General features: G+C 65.9%; 17 protein-coding genes. 11 read left to right on the top strand and 6 right to left on the bottom strand.

All coding sequences use genetic code 11. The annotated features are described in order from the left end of the window. Window positions 1-253: 253 nt before the first annotated feature. The 3 genes from BGP17_RS04940 to BGP17_RS04930 all read left to right on the top strand — a co-directional run bounded on the left by BGP17_RS04940 (window position 254) and on the right by BGP17_RS04930 (window position 3,472). Complete coding sequence (locus BGP17_RS04940; RefSeq protein ID WP_167301600.1) at window positions 254-622, top strand: BlaI/MecI/CopY family transcriptional regulator; 369 nt, start codon at window positions 254-256, stop codon at window positions 620-622. Beyond that, window positions 622-2,016: a M56 family metallopeptidase gene (locus BGP17_RS04935; protein WP_286711199.1), complete on the top strand. Its 1,395-nt coding sequence runs from the start codon at window positions 622-624 to the stop codon at window positions 2,014-2,016. The genes BGP17_RS04940 and BGP17_RS04935 overlap by 1 nt, the downstream gene beginning before the upstream one ends. Before the next feature lie 73 nt (window positions 2,017-2,089). After that, window positions 2,090-3,472: a serine hydrolase gene (locus tag BGP17_RS04930; protein ID WP_286711198.1), complete on the top strand. Its 1,383-nt coding sequence runs from the start codon at window positions 2,090-2,092 to the stop codon at window positions 3,470-3,472. Between the two features lie 320 nt (window positions 3,473-3,792). Here BGP17_RS04930 and BGP17_RS04925 read toward each other — a convergent pair whose 3' ends face one another. The 4 genes from BGP17_RS04925 to BGP17_RS04910 form a co-directional block, all read right to left on the bottom strand. Further along, a complete protein-coding gene (locus BGP17_RS04925; protein WP_286711197.1) occupies window positions 3,793-4,284 on the bottom strand; it encodes a DUF1097 domain-containing protein in 492 nt (163 codons plus the stop codon). 80 nt (window positions 4,285-4,364) lie between these two features. Then, on the bottom strand, window positions 4,365-5,255 hold the full coding sequence (locus BGP17_RS04920; RefSeq protein ID WP_167301596.1) for an SDR family oxidoreductase: 891 nt from the start codon (window positions 5,253-5,255) through the stop codon (window positions 4,365-4,367). A 116-nt stretch (window positions 5,256-5,371) separates the two neighbouring features. Then, window positions 5,372-6,112 carry an SDR family oxidoreductase gene (locus BGP17_RS04915; RefSeq protein ID WP_286711196.1) on the bottom strand — a complete coding sequence of 247 codons (741 nt, stop codon included), beginning with the start codon at window positions 6,110-6,112 and terminating at the stop codon, window positions 5,372-5,374. A gap of 103 nt (window positions 6,113-6,215) precedes the next feature. Then, entirely contained in the window at window positions 6,216-6,719 is a 504-nt protein-coding gene (locus tag BGP17_RS04910) for a DoxX family protein (protein WP_286711195.1), read from the bottom strand. A 119-nt stretch (window positions 6,720-6,838) separates the two neighbouring features. Between BGP17_RS04910 and BGP17_RS04905 the strand changes: the two genes are divergently transcribed. From BGP17_RS04905 to BGP17_RS04885, 5 genes are all read left to right on the top strand, one after another. Next, entirely contained in the window at window positions 6,839-7,732 is an 894-nt protein-coding gene (locus BGP17_RS04905) for a LysR family transcriptional regulator (RefSeq protein ID WP_286711194.1), read from the top strand. Window positions 7,733-7,877: 145 nt separating this feature from the next. Beyond that, the gene (locus BGP17_RS04900; RefSeq protein WP_167301592.1) at window positions 7,878-8,693 is read left to right on the top strand and encodes a glutaminyl-peptide cyclotransferase; all 816 of its coding nucleotides are present in this window, start codon (window positions 7,878-7,880) and stop codon (window positions 8,691-8,693) included. A gap of 131 nt (window positions 8,694-8,824) precedes the next feature. Then, a complete protein-coding gene (locus tag BGP17_RS04895; RefSeq protein ID WP_286711193.1) occupies window positions 8,825-9,928 on the top strand; it encodes a sensor histidine kinase in 1,104 nt (367 codons plus the stop codon). Beyond that, window positions 9,928-10,716: a LytR/AlgR family response regulator transcription factor gene (locus BGP17_RS04890; protein WP_167301590.1), complete on the top strand. Its 789-nt coding sequence runs from the start codon at window positions 9,928-9,930 to the stop codon at window positions 10,714-10,716. The genes BGP17_RS04895 and BGP17_RS04890 overlap by 1 nt, the downstream gene beginning before the upstream one ends. A 149-nt stretch (window positions 10,717-10,865) precedes the next feature. Then, window positions 10,866-11,678: a Cif family virulence factor gene (locus BGP17_RS04885; RefSeq protein WP_286711192.1), complete on the top strand. Its 813-nt coding sequence runs from the start codon at window positions 10,866-10,868 to the stop codon at window positions 11,676-11,678. A 4-nt stretch (window positions 11,679-11,682) separates the two neighbouring features. Here BGP17_RS04885 and BGP17_RS04880 read toward each other — a convergent pair whose 3' ends face one another. Further along, entirely contained in the window at window positions 11,683-12,174 is a 492-nt protein-coding gene (locus BGP17_RS04880) for a rhodanese-like domain-containing protein (protein WP_286711191.1), read from the bottom strand. A gap of 168 nt (window positions 12,175-12,342) precedes the next feature. On the opposite strand from BGP17_RS04880, the gene BGP17_RS04875 reads away from it, so the two are divergent. The 3 genes from BGP17_RS04875 to BGP17_RS04865 are packed head-to-tail and all read left to right on the top strand — an operon-like array spanning window position 12,343 to window position 15,117. Then, window positions 12,343-13,764: an amino acid permease gene (locus BGP17_RS04875; RefSeq protein ID WP_286711190.1), complete on the top strand. Its 1,422-nt coding sequence runs from the start codon at window positions 12,343-12,345 to the stop codon at window positions 13,762-13,764. Between the two features lie 3 nt (window positions 13,765-13,767). After that, window positions 13,768-14,637, top strand: coding sequence for an S-methyl-5'-thioadenosine phosphorylase (locus tag BGP17_RS04870; RefSeq protein WP_167301586.1), 870 nt, complete (start codon window positions 13,768-13,770; stop codon window positions 14,635-14,637). A 12-nt stretch (window positions 14,638-14,649) separates the two neighbouring features. Further along, entirely contained in the window at window positions 14,650-15,117 is a 468-nt protein-coding gene (locus tag BGP17_RS04865) for an FKBP-type peptidyl-prolyl cis-trans isomerase (RefSeq protein ID WP_286711189.1), read from the top strand. 97 nt (window positions 15,118-15,214) lie between these two features. Here the strand turns inward: BGP17_RS04865 and BGP17_RS04860 are convergent, their stop codons facing one another. Continuing rightward, window positions 15,215-18,241, bottom strand: a complete 3,027-nt coding sequence (locus BGP17_RS04860) for a TonB-dependent receptor plug domain-containing protein (RefSeq protein WP_286711188.1) — start codon at window positions 18,239-18,241, stop codon at window positions 15,215-15,217. Between the last annotated feature and the right edge of the window lie 285 nt (window positions 18,242-18,526).

Here is an 18,526-nt window from a genome sequence, read left to right as displayed (position 1 = left end):
CAAATCCTACTCCCGCAACCAACCGCACACACAAACCCCGCAAGTCCAACGACTTGGCGGGGCTTTTCTTTGCCCAACCTCCGCGACCCAGCAAGGCAGCGCGTCCGCAATCGATCAAGCGCCTGCCTTGCTGTCACGATCGGTACAGCCGCGATTTGCAGGTAGCCGTAACAACCCCTGTTGACATGCGACGAGGCGGTGTTAAATTTTTAGCATGTCAGATCGGGCATCCAGGGTCGCGCGCAAAGGGGGTATGGACGGCTTGAGCCGCCGTGAGCGCGAAATAATCAATGTGCTCTACCGGGTCGGTCAGGCGACCGCCGCGCAAGTCCAGGAACAGCTCGCCGATCCGCCTAGCTACACCACCGTTCGCACCCTCCTGACCATTCTGGAAGGGAAGGGCCATGTGCACCACCGCGTCGACGGCTCGCGCTATGTATACGAGCCTGCCGTGGCGCGCGAGCACATGGGCGCGCGCGCGGTCGAAACCTTATTGTCGACCTTCTACGACAACTCGGTCGAGCTGATGATCGCCGGGATGCTGGACCGCGAGGAGGTGCCGGCGGAGGAGCTGGATCGGCTGGCGGAGATGATCGCCCGAGCCCGTAAGGATGGGCGGTGATGTCGCTCGCGCTTCTCAACGCCTCGCTGTTTGCGGTGGAAGCGCTAGCGGCATCGCTGATCCTGCCGCTTCTCGCATGGCAGTTATGCTTCCTGCAACGTGAGCGCGCCGCCCTGCGCCACCTGATCTGGCTGGCGGTATTCGGCGCGTTGCTGTTGCTGCCGTTGCTGGCGTTGCTGGTGCCGTCGCAAGTCATGCTGCATCGCGAACCGGACGCGGCGATTGGCTACTCGCAGCCGATCGCGATAGGGATGGTGGATGCGGCACCGGCACCCCTCTTAAGCAACTCTCACATCGTGATTGCGCTCGCCGCGGTCTGGGCGGCGGGGCTTTGCTGGAATTTGCTCCGATTGGCCGCGGGTCTGTACGGGCTGCATCGCTTGCGCCGGAGCGGTGTGCCGTTCGAGGCCGGTCTGGACTGCACGGTGCGACTTGCCCCCACTGTCCCGCTGACCTTCGGCTGGTTGAAGCCGGTAATCCTGCTGCCGCTGGACGCCCCCTCCTGGCCGCAGGCAAGACTGGAGGCGGTCTTGGGCCACGAATGGGCGCATGTGGGCCGGCGCGACAATCTGAGCAACGGATTGGCGCTCCTCGCTTGCGCTGTCTACTGGCCGAACCCGTTCGTGTGGTGGGCCAGACGGGCGATGTGTCGCGCCGCGGAGATCGCCGCTGACAATCGCGTTCTGGCCGGGGGCATGAGGCCGTCGCTCTATGCCGCCGAACTGCTGGCGCTGACGGCCGAATATCGGGGACGGGCGCCGTTCGCCGCGCTGGCGATGGCGTCGCCGTCCTGGCTGGAAGTGCGCGTAACCACCCTGCTGTCGCCGACCCAGTCGCGCACGGATGCAGCGGCGATCGACATCGCCGGAATCGCCGCCCTGGGTTCTGCTGCCGCCTTGATGCTGGCCCTCGTCCGTCCCGGTGTCGTTGAATTCCCGCTGTCGGCGGTGCGCCCGCAAGGTTCCGCATCGCCGGCAATGGCGGCTCCGCAATCCGATCTGCCGCCGGCGCTCCCCGCTCCGTCGAGCAGCGCGTCCGCGCCTCCGCCGGTGTCGTTCCGTGCCGGGCACGTCCTGCCAGAAGGTATCCGGCCGGTCGAAACGGGGGCGGCCGCGGTCGATGCGGCATCGGGCGAGTCGCCTCCCGCGACCGGCTCCAATCCGCAAGACGTTGATCGCGACAGGGCGAGCAGGGACGCACGACTGATGACCGAGCGCATCGAGCGTGAGGATTGGCTGAGGCAAAAGGCGGTGCAGAGACGGATTGCCCTCGATGCGAAGTTCGCGCGGTCAACGGCCGACCGGGAGGCAATGCTCAATATCAAAGCGGCGGAAAGGTCCGCCCGATTGGCTTCGGAAAAGTCGGCGAGGGACGCCGCGCACGACCTTCTTTAGCTCTTTCAAGACCCGCAGTTGAGACCGCGCTTTGCGGCACGGCGTAGCTTTGCCACAAAAAGGGAGAAACCGGATGACCCGTTCGTGGAGAACATTTCGCAAGTCCGTCTGGGCGCTAGTCCTTGCTTTGGGCATTGCCACGCTTCCAGCCCGCGCGGCGCCGGTGGATGACTACATCCGGTCCGAAATGCGGAAGATGGGTATCCCAGGCCTATCCATCGTCGTCATCAGGGACCGGAAGATTGTAAAGATCGCGGGATACGGATCGGCCAATCTAGAGACCCGCACTCCGGCCACGCCCGACTCGATCTACAAGATCGCGTCGCTAAGCAAACCGTTCATTGCTTCCGCCATTCTGGATCTCGCGGCTGACAGAAAGATCGGCCTGGATGACAGGATCAGCCAACACCTGACGGGGACGCCGGACAGCTGGAAGGATATCACGATCCGGCAGGTACTGACGCACACCTCCGGTATTCCGCGCGATCCGAACGACTATCGTCCCTATCAGGAACAGAAGCCGATGGCTGTCATCGCCTCGGCCTACACACTGCCGCTTTCCTTCCAACCCGGAGAGAAATTCCTCTATTCCAACGTTGGGTATTACATCCTCGCTCAAATCATCGAGAACGCTACAGGAGCGCCGTGGGAAGGCTTTGTGGCGGCGCGCGTGTTCAAGCCTGCCGGGTTGCAGGTTACCCGCCCATTGACGGCCGCGATCGTGCCGGACCGGGCTGCCGGATACGATCAAGTAGATGGACGACTGGTCAATGCCGAGAACTGGATCGCGTCGCGACCCAGCGCCGCCTTCCTCTCCAGCGTGCGCGATTTGGCGCGGTGGGATATCTTTCTAGATGAGCAGCGGTCGCGGTCGCCTGCGTTCTGGGAGCAGACGCGCACGCTGCCAATGCTTCCGAATGGCCGAACCGGGCAATACGGGCTGGGCTGGTATGTCGAGACTTATCTCGGCCACGCGCGAATCCATCACGACGGACAATATCCGGGCTTCCGCTCGACCTGGGAGCGTTTCGAGGACGACAAGCTAACGATCATAATCCTGACCAATTCGGGCCAGGCGCCGGTTGAATCTCTGGCGCTCAAGGTTGCCGGCTTCTATGTCCCCGCGTTGGTCGCGCCGACTTTCAATACCGGCGTGAACCTGCCGACCTCCAGCGTAGCAAGCGGATCGCCGGTGACGATCGGATTCACGCTGCGCGCTGGGAAAGCCGCTCCGAAGTCTGTCCTTGAGCTGGAAATCTGGGATTCCGAGAACAAGGCGGTGTACAAGCAGATCAAGAGCGGCCAGGACTTCGCGGCCGGAGAAGACCGTCGGATCGATTTCCAGTGGACGCCCGCCAAGCCCGGGAAATACTGGATCAACCTGGGCATTTACGGGCCCAAGTTCACGCCAAGTTACGCGTGGAGCGAGCATATCGGAACTCTGACCGTGAATTGATTATCCGCCGCACGGGTTTCCGCTAGCGGGTGGAAGGCGGCATCGCGGCGCTTCGGCGATTTCCATGGGAAGTAGACGGATGCAGCACCAGGCTCAGCCCATGAGTTTCTTCCCAGGCGATGCCCGGTCATGGACCGTCGCCGGCTCGACGGTTTGCGGTCGGTATAGCGCTGCAGGTCCGATAGCTGCAGCGCGCAACCTATCCCCGGCACACGCCCAGACCGCAGCCAGGAGGGGCAGGCTGCCGAGGATGACGATGGGCGGCAGGCGACGGGCGCCTGAGCGCCGCTCGCCGGGAAGCCTGGCGCCGCCCATGCCGGTCATGCCCGCTGCAGGAGGCGGGCCGGCAGGCGGTGCGAGGCCCAGCCGGCAAGCGAGCCGATGGCGCTGGCGCCGAACAATTGGGCCAGGGCCTCGAACGACGGTTCGAGATGCGCCGCGAACCAGGCGACGAGGCCGAGGAAGTATCCGAGCAGGTTGTTCAGCACCGGCAGGCCTCGCAGCGCGACGACCACCAGCCCGACGACGAACACGGCGGCCGGAAGCGCGAGACCGCGCCCGACAAGGCCGGCCAGGTACGGAATGGCAAGCGCCGTGAGTGCGCCGATGATCAGTCCGAGGCCGACACAGGCCAGGTTTTCAAGGGCGGTCCGGTTGTTCTGGATGCGCGTGAAGAACGCGATCCAGCCGATGAACATGGCCCAGATATGCAGCGAGAGCGCCAAGCTTCCGGCTGCCGCGAGCGCGGCAGTTACCGCGGCGACGAGCGTCGTCGCCACATAGGCCTGACGTGAAGGTGCGTGTGCAGACATAGCGTTCTCCTTTTTTGGGGGCCAGGGAGCGGCGGCGCGTCGATCGCGGACGGTCGGCCGTCCGCGATCGACCGTATGGCTCAGGCCTTCCTTGCCGGCTTCAACAGGTCGGACAGGCCGACGCGGTGGAGCATCTCGGCGCGCAGGCGGTCGAGGACGGCGAAGCCGATGTTGGCGCCGTCCTCGGTCGGGTCGAAGTGGATCCGGAACGGGCGCTCGCCGAACGGCGTGTTGACCACGTCCACGATCATGTCGGCGACCGGCGCCGGATCGGCGTCGTCGGGCACGATCTCTGCGAAGGCCTTCTGAACCTCTTCGCCGAACCCGGCATAGGGACCGGCCTCATATTCACCGACGCGCGCTTCATCCGCCGGACGGCCGGAATGGGCGAAGTGGTTGGTGCCCCTGGTGAAGGCGCCGGGCACGACGATCGTCGTCTCGATGCCCCAGCGCGCAAGCTCACGGGCATAGAGGACCGCGAGCGAGTCCATCGCCGCCTTGGCCGCGAAATAGGGCGACAGATAAGGCGGCGTGCCGCCGGCCGAGCTGGAGCTGGACACCCAGACCAACAGGCCTTCGCGGCGAGCGCGCATATGCGGCAGCGCCGCCCGGTTGACGCGCTGGGTGCCGAGCACGTTGACGTCATATTGCTGGGCAAACTGCTCCGGCGTGAAGGCCTCGGCCGGGCCGAACATCATATGGCCGGCATTGTGGACGATCACGTCGATCCGGCCGCTCTCGGCGATGATCTTCTCGACTGCAGTGTTGACCGACGGTTCGGACTGCACGTCCAGCTCGATTGGGCGGATGTCGCTGCCGGCAATGGCCGACAGCTCGGCGGCGTTCTTGGCATTGCGGCCGGCGACGTCGCGCATCGAGGCGTAGATGGTGTGGCCGGCACGGCCCAGGGCTTCGGCGGTCAACCGGCCGAAGCCGCTCGATGAACCGGTAACGAGAATGATCTTGGTCATGAACCCACTCCTTGAAATTGAGGAAGAGTTTTGGCCGGGCCGCCTCACCCGGGCGGGCCGGGCGGCCCGGCCAGTCGGGAGACCCCTTGGGGGCTGGGGGCTCTCGAAACGGATCGCTAAATGATCCCGCCATTGGCGCGCAGGACCTGGCCGTTGATCCAGGCACCGTCCGGGCCGGCAAGGAAGGCGATCGCGCTTGCGATATCCTCGGGCTGGCCGAGCCGCTCGAGCGGTGCGAGCCTGGTCAGTTCGTCGATGACCTCCTGGCGCTTGCCGTCGAGGAACAGCGCCGTGGCCGTCGGCCCGGGAGCGACGGCGTTGACCGTGATGTTGCGACCGCGCAGCTCCTTGGTGAGGATGTGGGTCATCGCCTCGACGCCTGCCTTGGTCGCGGTATAGACCGCATAGTTGAGGGGGCGCAGGCCGACGACGCTGGACGACAGGTTGATGATCCGTCCGCCGTCGCGCATCCGCTTCGCCGCTTCGCGCAACGTGTTGAAGCTGCCCTTCAGGTTGATCGCCACCTGGCTGTCGAACAGCGCGTCGTCGCTTTCGGCGAGGCTCGCCAGCTTCATGATGCCGGCATTGTTCACCAGCACGTCGATGCCGCCATAAGTCTCTTCGGCCGCGTCGAACATCCGCTTCACCGCCAGCGGGTCGCTGACATCGGCTTGGGCGGAGATCGCCTGGCCACCGGCCGCCTCGATCTCATCGACCAGCTCGGCGGCGGTGTTGGCGTTGCCGGCATAGTTCACGATGACGCGGAAGCCGTCGCTCGCGAGTCTCCGCGCGATGGCGGCGCCGATGCCGCGCGAGGCGCCGGTGACGATCGCGACTTTGCTACTTACCTGATTCATTCAAGACCTCCTGAGAAATTGCCGCCTGCCGGGGGATGGAATGGGAAAGGGTCTCGGCCGTTCGACCGCGTTCGTTGCCGACCGCTTGAGGATCCTGTGGGCATCAAAGTTCGCGGCCGATGCGTCGATCGACCGACCAGGCGCCGCCGCCGTGGAGGGAGATCAGCAGTGCGATGAAGCCCAGGATCAGCGGATATTCGATGCCACGGTCGATCCAGGGATAGGTCGGCCCGAGCGCCACGCTGATGAAGATCATCTGCACGGCCAGCATCGGCGCGAAGAGCCGAGTGCCCAGGCCCGCCGCCACCGCAAGGCCGCCGAACGTTTCGAGCAGCGCGACGAACATGGCCAGCTGCGGCGCGAACGGGAGGTTCAGCACATTCGTCATGAGGTTGATCGATCCCGCCATCGGGTCGGCCATCGAACCGTGCGACATCCCGAGAAGCTTCGGGACGCCGTGTGTGACGATGGTCAGACCAAAGGCAGCTCGAAGCGCGGCATAGGCCAGCGGCCGGGCGCGCTCGTAGAACGGCGTCAGTGCCGGGATGAGAAGACGCACGTCACCATTGGCCGCGACCGCGCTATCCGGGTCTGATTCGCTCGACATTGAGACTTCCTCCCGTCCTTGCGCCTGGGGAAGAAGATATCTGTTTCGTATTTTGACAGTAGACTGCGCATTCGAACATCACTGTTTCGAACTGAATAACAATCTGCTATCCAAATTGCATGGATCGCATCAGTGCCATGCGCCTGTTCGTCAGGATCGTGGAGCGTGGAAGCTTTGCTCAAGCGGCAAGGGACCTGAAAATCCCACGCCCGACGGCGACTCATGCCATCCAGCATCTCGAAGCGGATCTGGAGGTGCGGCTTCTGGAGAGAACCACGCGAACCGTCAGGCCCACGCTTGACGGCACACTCTATTACGAGCGCTGCATCCGGCTCCTGGCCGACCTCGACGAAGTCGAGAGCGTCTTTCGCAACGCCGAGCCGCGCGGGCCGCTGCGCGTGGACATGCAGGGCACGCTTGCCCGCTTCTTCGTCCTGCCGGCGCTTCCGGAATTCATCGCCCGCTACCCGGGCATCTCGTTGAACCTGAGCGAAGCCGATCGCATGGTCGACCTGATCACCGAGGGCGTCGATTGTGTTCTGCGCGCAGGCAACCTGTCGGACTCGTCCCTGATTGGACGACGGGTCGCCATGCTTGAACAAGTGACCCTTGCAAGCCCGGCCTATCTTGAGCGCTTCGGGGCGCCGGCCTCGCCAGATGACCTCGCCGGTCACAGGATGGTCGCCTATACGGCGTCGGCGACGGGACAGCCCTACCCATTGGAATTCGCGGCGGACGGTGCCCAGCGGGATGTCCCGCTTCCCTATGACGTCGTTGTTCGAGGCGCCGAGATCTATACCGCATCGGGGGTTGCGGGCCTGGGACTGATCCAGGTTCCACGCTATCGCGTCGAGCCTCAGATCGCCGCAGGGCAACTTGTCCCGGTGTTGGAGGCCTTTTCGCCGCCGCCGATGGAAGTGTCTGTCCTATATCCCCAAAGTCGACATCTGTCGCCACGCGTCCGCGTCTTCATCGATTGGCTCGCCGATCTGTTTCGATCGGCGCAAGGATAGCTGATGGCGCGTTGATGGGCTGCATTCGGCGGGGCGCATTCCCATCTGGCTACACAGGGTTGCGATCGCACGCGGCGGGCAGGATCCGCGCGATTGGCGGGTTCGTCGTTGACAGCCGCGCGCCCGCACTGCTTTCTCCCGTCCGATGAAGCGCATCCTCCTCGCAATCGTCGCTCTGGCCGTGATCGCGGCCGGCGCCTGGTTCTTCCTCCTGCGCTCGAGCGGGATTCCGGTCTATGCCGTGACGGTCGCCGCGACGCATCCGCACGATCCGACCGCCTTTACCGAGGGGCTCTTCTTCCACGACGGCGCGCTTTACGAAGGCACCGGCGAAATAGGCAGCTCCTATGTCCGGAAGGTCGACCCCGCGAGCGGCAAGGTGCTCCAGCAGGTCGAACTGCCCGCGCCCTATTTCGGCGAGGGCATCATCGCGTTCGGCGACAAGCTCTACCAGGTCACCTGGCAGGACAAGACCGGCTTCACCTATAACCTCAAGGACTTCTCGCTCGGCGACACCTTCAGCTACACTGGCGAGGGCTGGGGGATGACGCAGAACGGCAAGAACATCATCCTGTCGGACGGCACGCCGGTGCTGCGTTTCCTCGATCCCAAGACGATGCAGCCGGTATCGACGCTGAAGGTGACTGCCAATGGCTGCCCCGTCGAGAAGCTCAACGAACTCGAATGGGTCGATGGCGAGATCTGGGCGAATATCTGGCAGACCAACCTGATCGCGCGCATCGATCCGGCCAGCGGCCATGTGAACAGCTTCCTCGACATAAGCGCGCTCGGCCCCCGGAACCGCGATGTGGACGATGTGCCCAACGGCATTGCCTATGATAGCGCGACCAAGCGCATCTTCGTCGCCGGCAAGCGCTGGCCGCAGCTCTACGAGATCAAGCAGGGCGCGGCGATGAACAACAACGAGGAAGCGACGAAGCTGACGCGCTGCGCCGGCTAGGGCCCATATTCGATCACGGCCGTTGCCGGCATCGAGTGCGGACCCGGACGCGGGAAGGCTTTGCGACCAATCAGGACATGACGTCGACAAAACCGGACGCCCGCCTTCCTGCATCGTGATATGAAGCGCGGATGGGGCTGAAGGATATGACGGGTCTGCTGCGCAAGCGCGAAGTACGCGCGGCCACGCTTCTGGCGTTGGCCCTCTGGTCCGTGGCAATTGTACTGTGGACGATGCCGGGACTGGCCATGGGCGATCCCATGTCGCCCGGCCTGATATTGCTACTTGCAAAGACCTTCGTCGTAGGCCTCGTCTTCTCCGGTTCGATCGCTGCGGTATTGCTGCGGGTCGAGCGCTGGGATTCCCGGCCGCCGATCCTTGCCGTCGCGACCTTCACCCTGGCGCTTGCCCTGGCGCATGGCTGGCTGGACGCGATCTTCATCAACGATGCGCGTGCCGCCATCGGGCTCAGGGTCGTGCCGCTCTGGCGGCAATTCGTCTTCGGCCTGATGCCGTTCGTTCTGGTCTATGGCCTGTATGCCGCGGGGCTGGGGCTGGTGTTCAGCAGCATGGTCGCGCAGGAACGCGAGCGTCAGCTGGCCGCGGCGCAGAATGCGGCACAGGAAGCGCAGCTTGCCGCCTTGCGCTTCCAGCTCAATCCCCATTTCCTGTTCAACACCTTGAATGCGGTTTCGTCGCTGATCGTCACGCGCCGCAACGACGAGGCCGAGGGGATGATCGGCAAGCTGTCCGATTTCCTGCGCGCCAGTCTCGAGGCCGATCCGCAACGCGAAGTCACGCTCGACGAGGAGTTCGCGATGCTCCAATCCTATCTGGACATCGAAGCGGTACGCTTCCGGGATCGGCTCGATGCCGAGTTCGTCTGCCCCGCCGAGCTGCTGGACGCGCTGGTGCCCAGCTTCATCCTCCAGCCGCTGATCGAGAACGCCGTGAAATATGCGGTGGCGCCTTCGCGCCGCGCCGTCCGGATCGTTGTGCGCGCCACCGCTTCGGAAGAGGACATGCTGCGCCTGTGCGTGGAGGATGATGGGGGGCAGGCGTTTGGCGGCGCTCCCAGAGGCGGCACCGGGCTGGGGCTGGTCAATGTGCGCCGGCGGCTCGAGGCCTTTTACGGCATCGAGGGCGGCCTGGTCGCCACGGCGCGCGAGCGCGGTTTCGTGGCGTTGATGACGCTGCCGCTGCACCGGGCGCACAGAGCGGAGGCTGCGGAATGATGCGGGTGCTGTTGGTCGACGACGAGCCTTTGGCGCTGGACCGGCTGAAGGTGGGCTTCAACGCGATCGAGGATGTCGAAGTGGCCGGCACCGCGAGCGACGGCGTGGAAGCCGTGGAGAAGATCCGCGCGCTGGAACCCGATCTGATCATCCTCGATATCCAGATGCCCGGCCGCAGCGGCATGGAGATCGCACGCGCGCTGCGCCCCGAAGGACACCGGCCGGAGATCATCTTCGTCACGGCGTTCGATCGCTTCGCCACCGATGCCTTTGAAGTGGAAGCGGCGGACTATTTGCTGAAGCCCGTGGCGTTCGATCGCCTGCGCCTCGGCGTCGAGCGCGCGCGGCGCCGACGCGCGCTGCGCGATGCCGAGGGGCAGGTGGCCGAGCTCGGCGCAACGCTGGCGGCGCTTCGCAACGATGCACGTGCCGCGCCTGCCCCGGCGGTGGAATCGCCCTATGACCAGGGCATATGGGTGCCGGGCCGCCAGGGCGCGGTGCTCGTCCCGGTCTCGATGATCGACTGGATCGAAGCCGCGCGCGACTATGTGCTGCTCAACACGCCGCTCAAGAGTCACATATTGCGCGCGCGCATGAACGATATCGAGCAGCGGCTCGATCCCGCGCTGATGCTGCGCATCCATCGCTCGCATATCGTGCGGATCGGCGCGGTGGTGGGCGTCGAGCGTCCGGGCAAGGGGGCATTGCGGGTCGTGCTGTCGGACGATGCGGTGCTGCAGGTGGGCCCCAATTACCAGGCCACCGTCGAGGCCGTGCTCAAGCTCTAGGACGGGTCGGCATTCGGGGAGGGGCCGGTGGCCCGGTCGCCCGGGCTCGTCGCGAATGCGACGGCTCCCATCGCGAAGGAGAAGGATGCGGTGGCGCGCGGGCCTACCGGCCTTGGACGAGACGAGCGAAGACGAGTTGGAGACCGCCCATGCCGAAGCCCAGGATCCGGGCGCTTGCCGCCACCGCGCTGCTCGCCCTGGCCAATGCTCCGGCGGGCGACGATTTCGAGACGCTCGTCGCCGCCGAGCGGCGCTTTGCCGCCGATGCCACGACATTGGGGATCACCCCTGCCTTCCGCGCGCATGTCTCGCCCGACGGGCTGCTGATTTCGCCCGCGCCGCGCCCGGCGGCGCCCGAACTCGCCAGGCAGACGGATGCGCCGGGCGCCCGGCTGGAGTGGCAACCCGAAGCCGCCGGCATTGCCCGATCGGGAGACCTGGGCTTCACCACTGGCCCCTATGTCATGCGGCGCGGCGATCGCGTGTCGCACGGCCAGTTCTTCACCATCTGGCACCGGGGCAAGGACGGCGACTGGCGCTGGTTGATCGATTCGGGTTCCCCGCCTCTTGCTGCAGGCGCGGTGGCGATGCCGGCGCGGGTGGCGCGGCTCGGCGATCCGGGGGCGCCGGCGCACAGCGAGGATCTCGCCGCGGTCGAGCAGCGGCTCGACGCCGATATCTCGGCGCTGGCCGGATTCCTGGCGGCCGACGGGCGGGTGCTGCGCGCCGGCGCGCCGCCGGCGATCGGCGAAGCGGGTGTCGCGCTGGCCGCGCGCGGGCCGAAGGGGGCCGGCAAGCGCCTTGGCGGCGGACGGTCCTCCGCGGGCGATCTTGCCTATAGCTATGGCCAGGTCGAGGATGGCGGCGTGCGCATCGGGCACTATGTCCGCGTCTGGCATCATGGAGCCGCCGGATGGCGGCTGCTCGTCGACCAGTTCGCGCCGACGCCGCGCCGGCCCTGATGGATCAGGCCGGCGACGCGACCCAGCCGACCTTCGGATCGTCGAAATTCAATACGTCGCCAAGCTCCCAGACATTCTCATAGCCATAGCCGACAAGGTTGATGAAGGTCTGGATGTTGAGCGCGAGCGGCGCCGCCTTGAGCGGAACCGGCGCGCGATGGTTCGAGAAATTGTTGTTGCAATAGATCAGGATCGGGCGGTTCCGGTTCGGCCCGATCGCCGCCGCCAGCGATTCCGCGGTGAAATCGGTGAGCGGCAGGTTGACCGCGCCGGCGATGTGGCCGCGCGCGAAAGCGTCCTTCGAGCGGGCGTCGAGCAGCAGTGCGCCTTTCTCCCCCGCCATCGCCTGGAAGCGCGCAAAGGGCAGAAGGCGCCCGGCCCGCAGCGCACGCACGTCATGCGTCAGGGTGGTGAAGGCGGCATAGTCGATCTGCGGATTGGCGGGCGAATCCTGCGGCACGCTCAAGGCGAGCGCGAGGGCGGTGAGCAGCAGCACGGGCGTTCTCCCAGGCGGGGTCGGACGCGGAACGATCGCGCCCTTCGGCTGACGGAAGGCTGAACGGCATTTCTCCCACTCCCCGGGGAGGGGGAGGGCGTGCGAAACAAAGTTGCGCCGGCCCTCCGCCGCGCTACACCACTCTCCCAAAGAGATAGGGGAGTATCGATGGCCAGCCTGTTCCGGTTGAAGCAGATCGTCGCGGAGGAAGACCGCCCGCCCGAGCACCGGCTCGCGCGCACGCTTTCCTGGCCGCATCTCGTCGCGCTCGGCGTGGGGGCGATCGTGGGGACCGGCATCCTCACCCTGATCGGTGTCGGCGCGGATCGTGCCGGGCCGGCGGTGATCCTCTCCTTCGTCGTCGCGGGGGCGATCTGCGCCTGCGCCGCGCTGGCCTATGCCGAGATGGCGACGATGATCCCCGCCTCGGGCAGCGCCTATACCTATAGCTATGCGTCGCTGGGCGAGATCGTCGCCTGGGTGGTCGGCTGGAGCCTGCTTGCCGAATATACGCTGGTGGTGGCCACCGTGGCGGTCGGCTGGTCGGGCTATACGCATGGTTTCCTCGAGGGGATCGGCGTGCACCTGCCCGCCGCCTTGTCGCATGGGCCCAGGATGGCGGGCTGGCAGGTGGTCGAATGGGGCGTGAACGTGCCGGCGCTGTTCATCGTCGCGGTCGTCGCCGGGCTGCTCTGCGTCGGTACGCGCGAGAGCGCCACGATCAACGCCATCCTCGTGGTGGTGAAGCTGATCGCGCTCGCCGTGTTCGTCGCCGTCGCCTTGCCCTATTTCAACGCCGCCAATCTGGAGCCGTTCAGCCCGTTCGGCTTCACCAAGCATATGGGCCCCGACGGCGTGGAACGGGGCGTGATGGCCGCCGCGGCGATCATCTTCTTCGCGTTCTACGGCTTCGATGCGATCTCCACCGCTGCCGAGGAAGCCAAGAATCCGGGGCGCGACCTTGCCATCGGCATCGTCGGCTCGATGGTGGTCTGCGTCGCGATCTACATGGTCGTCGCCGTCGCCGCGGTGGGCGCGCTCAGCTATACGCGCTTCACCAACAGCCCCGAGCCGCTGGCGCTGATCCTGCGCGAAGTCGGCCAGCCGGGCGTCGCGACGTTCCTGGCGGCCAGCGCGGTGATCGCGCTGCCCACCGTGATTCTCGGCTTCCTCTATGGCCAGAGCCGCATCTTCTTCGTGATGGCCCGCGATCGGATGTTGCCCGAGAGCCTGGCCAAGGTCTCGAAGCGCGGCACGCCGGTGCGCATCACCGTCTTCACCGCCGGTGTGGTGAGCTTCTTCGCCGCCTTCTTCCCGATCGACGAGATCGCCGCGCTCGCCAATGCCGGGACGCTGACCGCCTTCGCCGCGGTGGGGCTCTGCCTGTTGGTCATGCGCCGCCGCGTGCCCGACGCCGTGCGCCCGTTCCGCACGCCGGCGGCCTGGGTCGTCGGGCTCGGCGCGATCTTCGGCTGTCTCTATCTCTTCCTCAGCCTGCCGCATCAGACGCAGGTCGCGTTCGGCGTCTGGAACCTCTTGGGTTTGGTCGTCTACTTCGCCTATGCACGCCGCAACGCAGCAAAGGGGTAGGCGATGGGCGGCTGGACGATCGGGATCATCGGCGGATCGGGGCTCTATGATGTCGAAGGCATCGAGGGCGGCGAATGGATCTCGACCGAGAGCCCCTGGGGCAAGCCCTCGGACGATTGCTTCGTCGGCCGGGTGGGGCATGTCCGCGTGGTGTTCCTGCCGCGCCATGGCCGCGGGCACCGCATCTCGCCGTCGGACCTGAACGTCCGCGCCAATATCGACGTGCTGAAGCGCCTGGGGGTGACCGACGTGCTCGCCATCTCCTCGGTCGGCTCGCTGGCCGAGGAGCGGGCGCCGGGCACCTTCACCATCGCCGACCAGTTCATCGACCGGACCAAGGGCCGGCCCTCGAGCTTCTTCGGCGCAGGGCTGGTCGCGCATGTCTCGATGGCCGATCCGGTCTGCCCGCGCCTCTCTGCGCTGGCGGCGGATGCGGCTCGGGCGGCGGGCGCCACTACCCATGCCGGCGGCACCTATCTGGCGATGGAGGGGCCGCAATTCTCGACTCGCGCCGAGAGCCATCTCTATCGCAGCTGGGGCTGCCACATCATCGGCATGACCGGCATGCCCGAGGCCAAGCTCGCTCGCGAAGCCGAGCTGCCCTATGCGCTGGTCGGCATGGTCACCGACTATGATTGCTGGCGCGAGGGCGAGGAGGCAGTCGACGTCGCCACGGTGATCGCCCAGCTCGGCACCAATGCCGACAAGGCGCGCAAGCTGGTGATGCACCTGCTCCGGAACCTGCCCGAGGAGCGGCCAGCCTCGCCGATCGATACCTGCCTCGACTATGCGCTGATCACCGCGCCGAACGCGCGCGATCCGCATCTGCTACGCAAGCTCGACGCCGTCGCCGGCCGCGCTCTCTCCAACTAAGGATTCCCCGCCATGTCGTTTCTCGCCGCTCTCGCCCTGCTCGCCGCGCAGGATGCGCCTGCGCCCGATCGTTCGCAGGACATGGCCTGGCAGAGCCAGCAGATGCTGGCGCTGGCCAAGCTCAATGGCGCGGACGGCTGGCACAGCACGCCGGAAGGGCTGCGCTGGCGCCGCGTGAAGGGCGATGGCACGGGCAAGCACCCGACGGTGGCCGATACGGTCACCCTCCATTATGCCGGCACCTTCATCGACGGCACCAAGTTCGACAGCTCCTATGATCGCGGCGAGCCGGCGACTTTCCCGCTCGGCATGCTGATCAAGGGCTGGCAGGTCGCGGTGCCGCTGATGGGCGTGGGGGACACGTTCGAAGTCGCGATCCCCGCCGACCTTGGCTATGGCTTCAAGGGCAAGGGGCCGATCCCCGGCGGCGCCACGCTGCTGTTCAAGATCGAGCTGCTCGGCGTTCCCGCCGCCGGCTGAACCGGAAGCATTTCCCGGGTGGCGCGTCCGCCTGGACGGGGCACAAAAAAGGGGCGGTACCCGAAGGTACCGCCCCAAATTTTTGCCGTGCCTGCGGTTAGAACTTGAAGTTCGCGCCGGCGCGGAACGTCCGGCCGATCAGGCCCGCCGCGTGCCACGAGGTCAGCGTGTTCACCTGGCTCGGATAGGCGGTGTTCGCGAACAGCGGCGCGCGCGCGTTCGTGACGTTGCCCACCAGGCCGAAGAAGCTGAACTGGTCGTTGACCTTCACCGTGAGATTCACGTCCGTGTAGACGAAGCTCTTGATGTGGCAGAAATCGGCATTGCCGGTGGTCGGCTTGTAGATGGCCGAGGCAGCGCACGAGGTATCGCCGTTGACCGAGCTCGGCTGGTCGGCCGCAACCGCCTTCATCGAGCCGATGAAATAGGTCGTCGTGCTGAGCGAGAACTGGTCGAAGGTGAAGGTGTTCTGCCAGTTGCCGCGCCAGCGCGGCGTGCCGCCGCCCGACGACAGGCTCTGCGGACCCACGGTGCCGGCGTAACGCTGCACCGCGGCGCCGCCGCCCGGGTTGAGATTGTACTTCATCGTCTCCTGCACATCGACGCGGCTTTCCCAGCGGAAGTTCTCGCTGAACTTGATGCGCGCGTCGGCAGTGAACTCGAGCCCGGCGATGACCATATAGGCGGTGTTCACATAGGGCGCGTTGACGACGAGCAGACGCGGCAGCGCGTTGGGGGCGAAGGGATCCGCACCGTCGATCACGTTGCACGAATAGCCGGCGCCGACCGCGGCAACCTTGGCGCAGCCCGCAGCGGCGGCGGCCGCGGCGGAAGCGAAGGTCTGGCCCGCAACCGAGTAATAGGCGTTGACCGCGTCCGACGACAGCGGGCCGGTGACGATCAGGTTCGACTTCTTCACGTTGAAATAGTCAGCCGTGAAGCTCAGCCACGGAGTCGGCTCGAAGATCGCGCCGAGCGTGAAGCTGCGCGCCGTTTCCGGCTTGATCGCGGCGTTGCCGACATAGCCACGGCCCAGGCTGTACGGGGCGGTGTAGGTCGGGTTGGACGCGTGCGCGGTCAGGAACGCGCCGGTCGGCGTGTAGCCGACAAAGCCGGAATAGGAGCTGCGCGGGTCCGATTCCGCGAAGGTCGGTGCGCGGAAGCCTTCGGAGTAGGTGCCGCGGATCGCGATCTGCTTGATCGGCTGGAACTTCGCCGTCGCCTTGGGCGAGAAGCGGCCGATACCGGTCGAATAGTGATCGTAGCGGCCGGACAGGTCGATGTTGAGCGAGTCCAGCACCGGCACGTCGACTTCGAAATAGCCGGCCCATACCGAGCGGTCGCCATAGGCCTGCGCGGTCGAGAGGCCGGGGATGTCGAGGTTCGGGTTGGCGCTGTTGTTGGTCAGCTTCTCCTTGCGATACTGGCCGCCGACGGCCATCCGCACGTCGCCGCCCGGAAGCGCGAAGAGGGTGCGGCTGAGCGACGCGTCCACGGTCAGCTCGCTCGAATTCGAGCGTGCGTTGATCGGCGGAAGCACCGAATCACGGACCGCCTGGGTGTTGAGGCTCGGATTGACGAAATTGTACGAGCCGGTGTTGATCGCCTTGATCAGCCCGTTGAGATTGGCCCAGCCATATTGGGTCAGGCTCAGGTCGGCGCGCGAATAGCCCGCCTCGACATTCCAGTTCCAGCTGTCGCCGAAGGTGCCGTGCAGGCCGCTGGTCACGCGGAACACTTCGTTGACGCGGTCGCTGCCCGAACGGACGTCGCCGAACAGATAATAGATGCGCGCGGCACCATTGGCCGGATCATTGGCATAGGCCGCCGCATAGGGGTTGTTCGGGTTGAGCTGGCGATCGGCCGCAGTCGCGCAGTTGACGCCCGACGAGCAGATATAGACCGGCAGCACGATGCCCGGATTGGTGGTCGACGTCGCCGGCGAGCCGCCGAATGCCTGGGTCTGGCGGATCGCGCGCGGCGGCGAGATGATGTTGACGCGGCTATGGGCATAGCTGCCCGCGATATAGCCCTCGACATTCTCGCCGAGGCGGAAGCTCAGGCGGCCGACGGCGTCGTAGCGCTCCTGCAGCGGCGTGATCTGCGCATATTCCCGCGTGTTGTCGTGCCTGCAGGCCGAGCCGACGCGCTGCGCGGTGTTCTCCGAATAGGTGCCATAGGCGCAATTGGCGAGCGGCGTCAGCGAAGTGAAGATCGCCGGCGTGGTGGCGTTCGTCACCGAACCCGCGAGCGGATTGTTGAGATCGGTCTGGCGCGTGCGCGTGACCATCGCATCGGTGGTCGCGGTGCCCAGCGTGTCGTCGGCGCGGTTGTTGTCGTTGCCGCCGATCGAACGCAGGTCGAGCGTGTCGAAGGGGAAGCCACGCGAAGCGGCCGAGATGCGGCCGCCATATTCATAGTCGCCGCCGATATAGACGTTGAAGCCCTGCGTGTCATAGTCGCCATAGCCGAAGAGGAGCTTCGCGCGGTACTTCGCGCCGTCGCCCTTCTGGGTCGCGCCGCCTTCGACGCCGGCCTCGAGGCCGGTCATGTGCTTGCGGGTGATGATGTTGACCACGCCGCCGATCGCGTCCGCGCCGTACAGCGACGAGGCGCCGTCCTTGAGGACCTGCACCTGCTGGACATTGACCATCGGGATGCTGTTGAGGTCGACATAGGAATTGTGGCCGTCGTCGCTCAGCGGGAAGTTCGTCGAGCGGAGGCCGTCGACCAGCACCAGGGTGGACGACACGCCGAGGTTGCGCAGCGACACGGCGGCGCCGCCGGCCGAGAAGCCGCTGGTGAAGCCGTTACCGATCGAGCCGGCGCCGTCGGCCGAGGCCGAGCGGATCGCGTCGGTCACGTTGGTGATGCCGGCGCGCTCCAGATTCTCGGCAGTGATGACCGTCACCGGCAATGCGGTGTGGGTATCCGACTGGCGGAAGATGGTGCCGGTGACCACGATGTCGCCGTCGCCGGACGGAGCATCCTGCTGCGGGGCGGTGGCGCCGGTGCTGGCCGGCGCGTCCTGCGCAAGCGCGGGCGCCGCAAAAAGCGAGCTCGCGAGCACAAGGGCGGACAGAGCCGCTCCGGTGCGCAGGCGTGTGATCTGAGTCTTCTGCATTATTTTCCTCACTCTCCCTGGTCCTGCCCCAAGGGCAGTCGGTGGAATCCCCCGATTCCTCGCCACCCCCACCCCTGGGGCCTGTTGGCGAAGTTGTGGCGAGGATTTAGAGAGTGTCTGATTTGTGTAAAGCACCAGAGATTGTTGCTGCTCTGTTTCTTCATTGTGTGTTTCTGAAATGCAACACATCCGAAATGGGGGTAACGTGTCGCCGCCGTTTCGGCCCGCCCGGCATGCGCCGGCGCCCCGAACCTCCAAGCGCCCGGTCCAGGCGCAAAAAGGGGG

It is taken from the genome of Sphingomonas sp. 67-41, assembly GCF_001899725.1.
Taxonomy (GTDB): Bacteria; Pseudomonadota; Alphaproteobacteria; order Sphingomonadales; family Sphingomonadaceae; genus Sphingomonas; species Sphingomonas leidyi.
The sequence above is the reverse complement of the archived record's forward strand: the minus strand, read 5'-3'. Positions and strand labels throughout refer to the sequence as shown.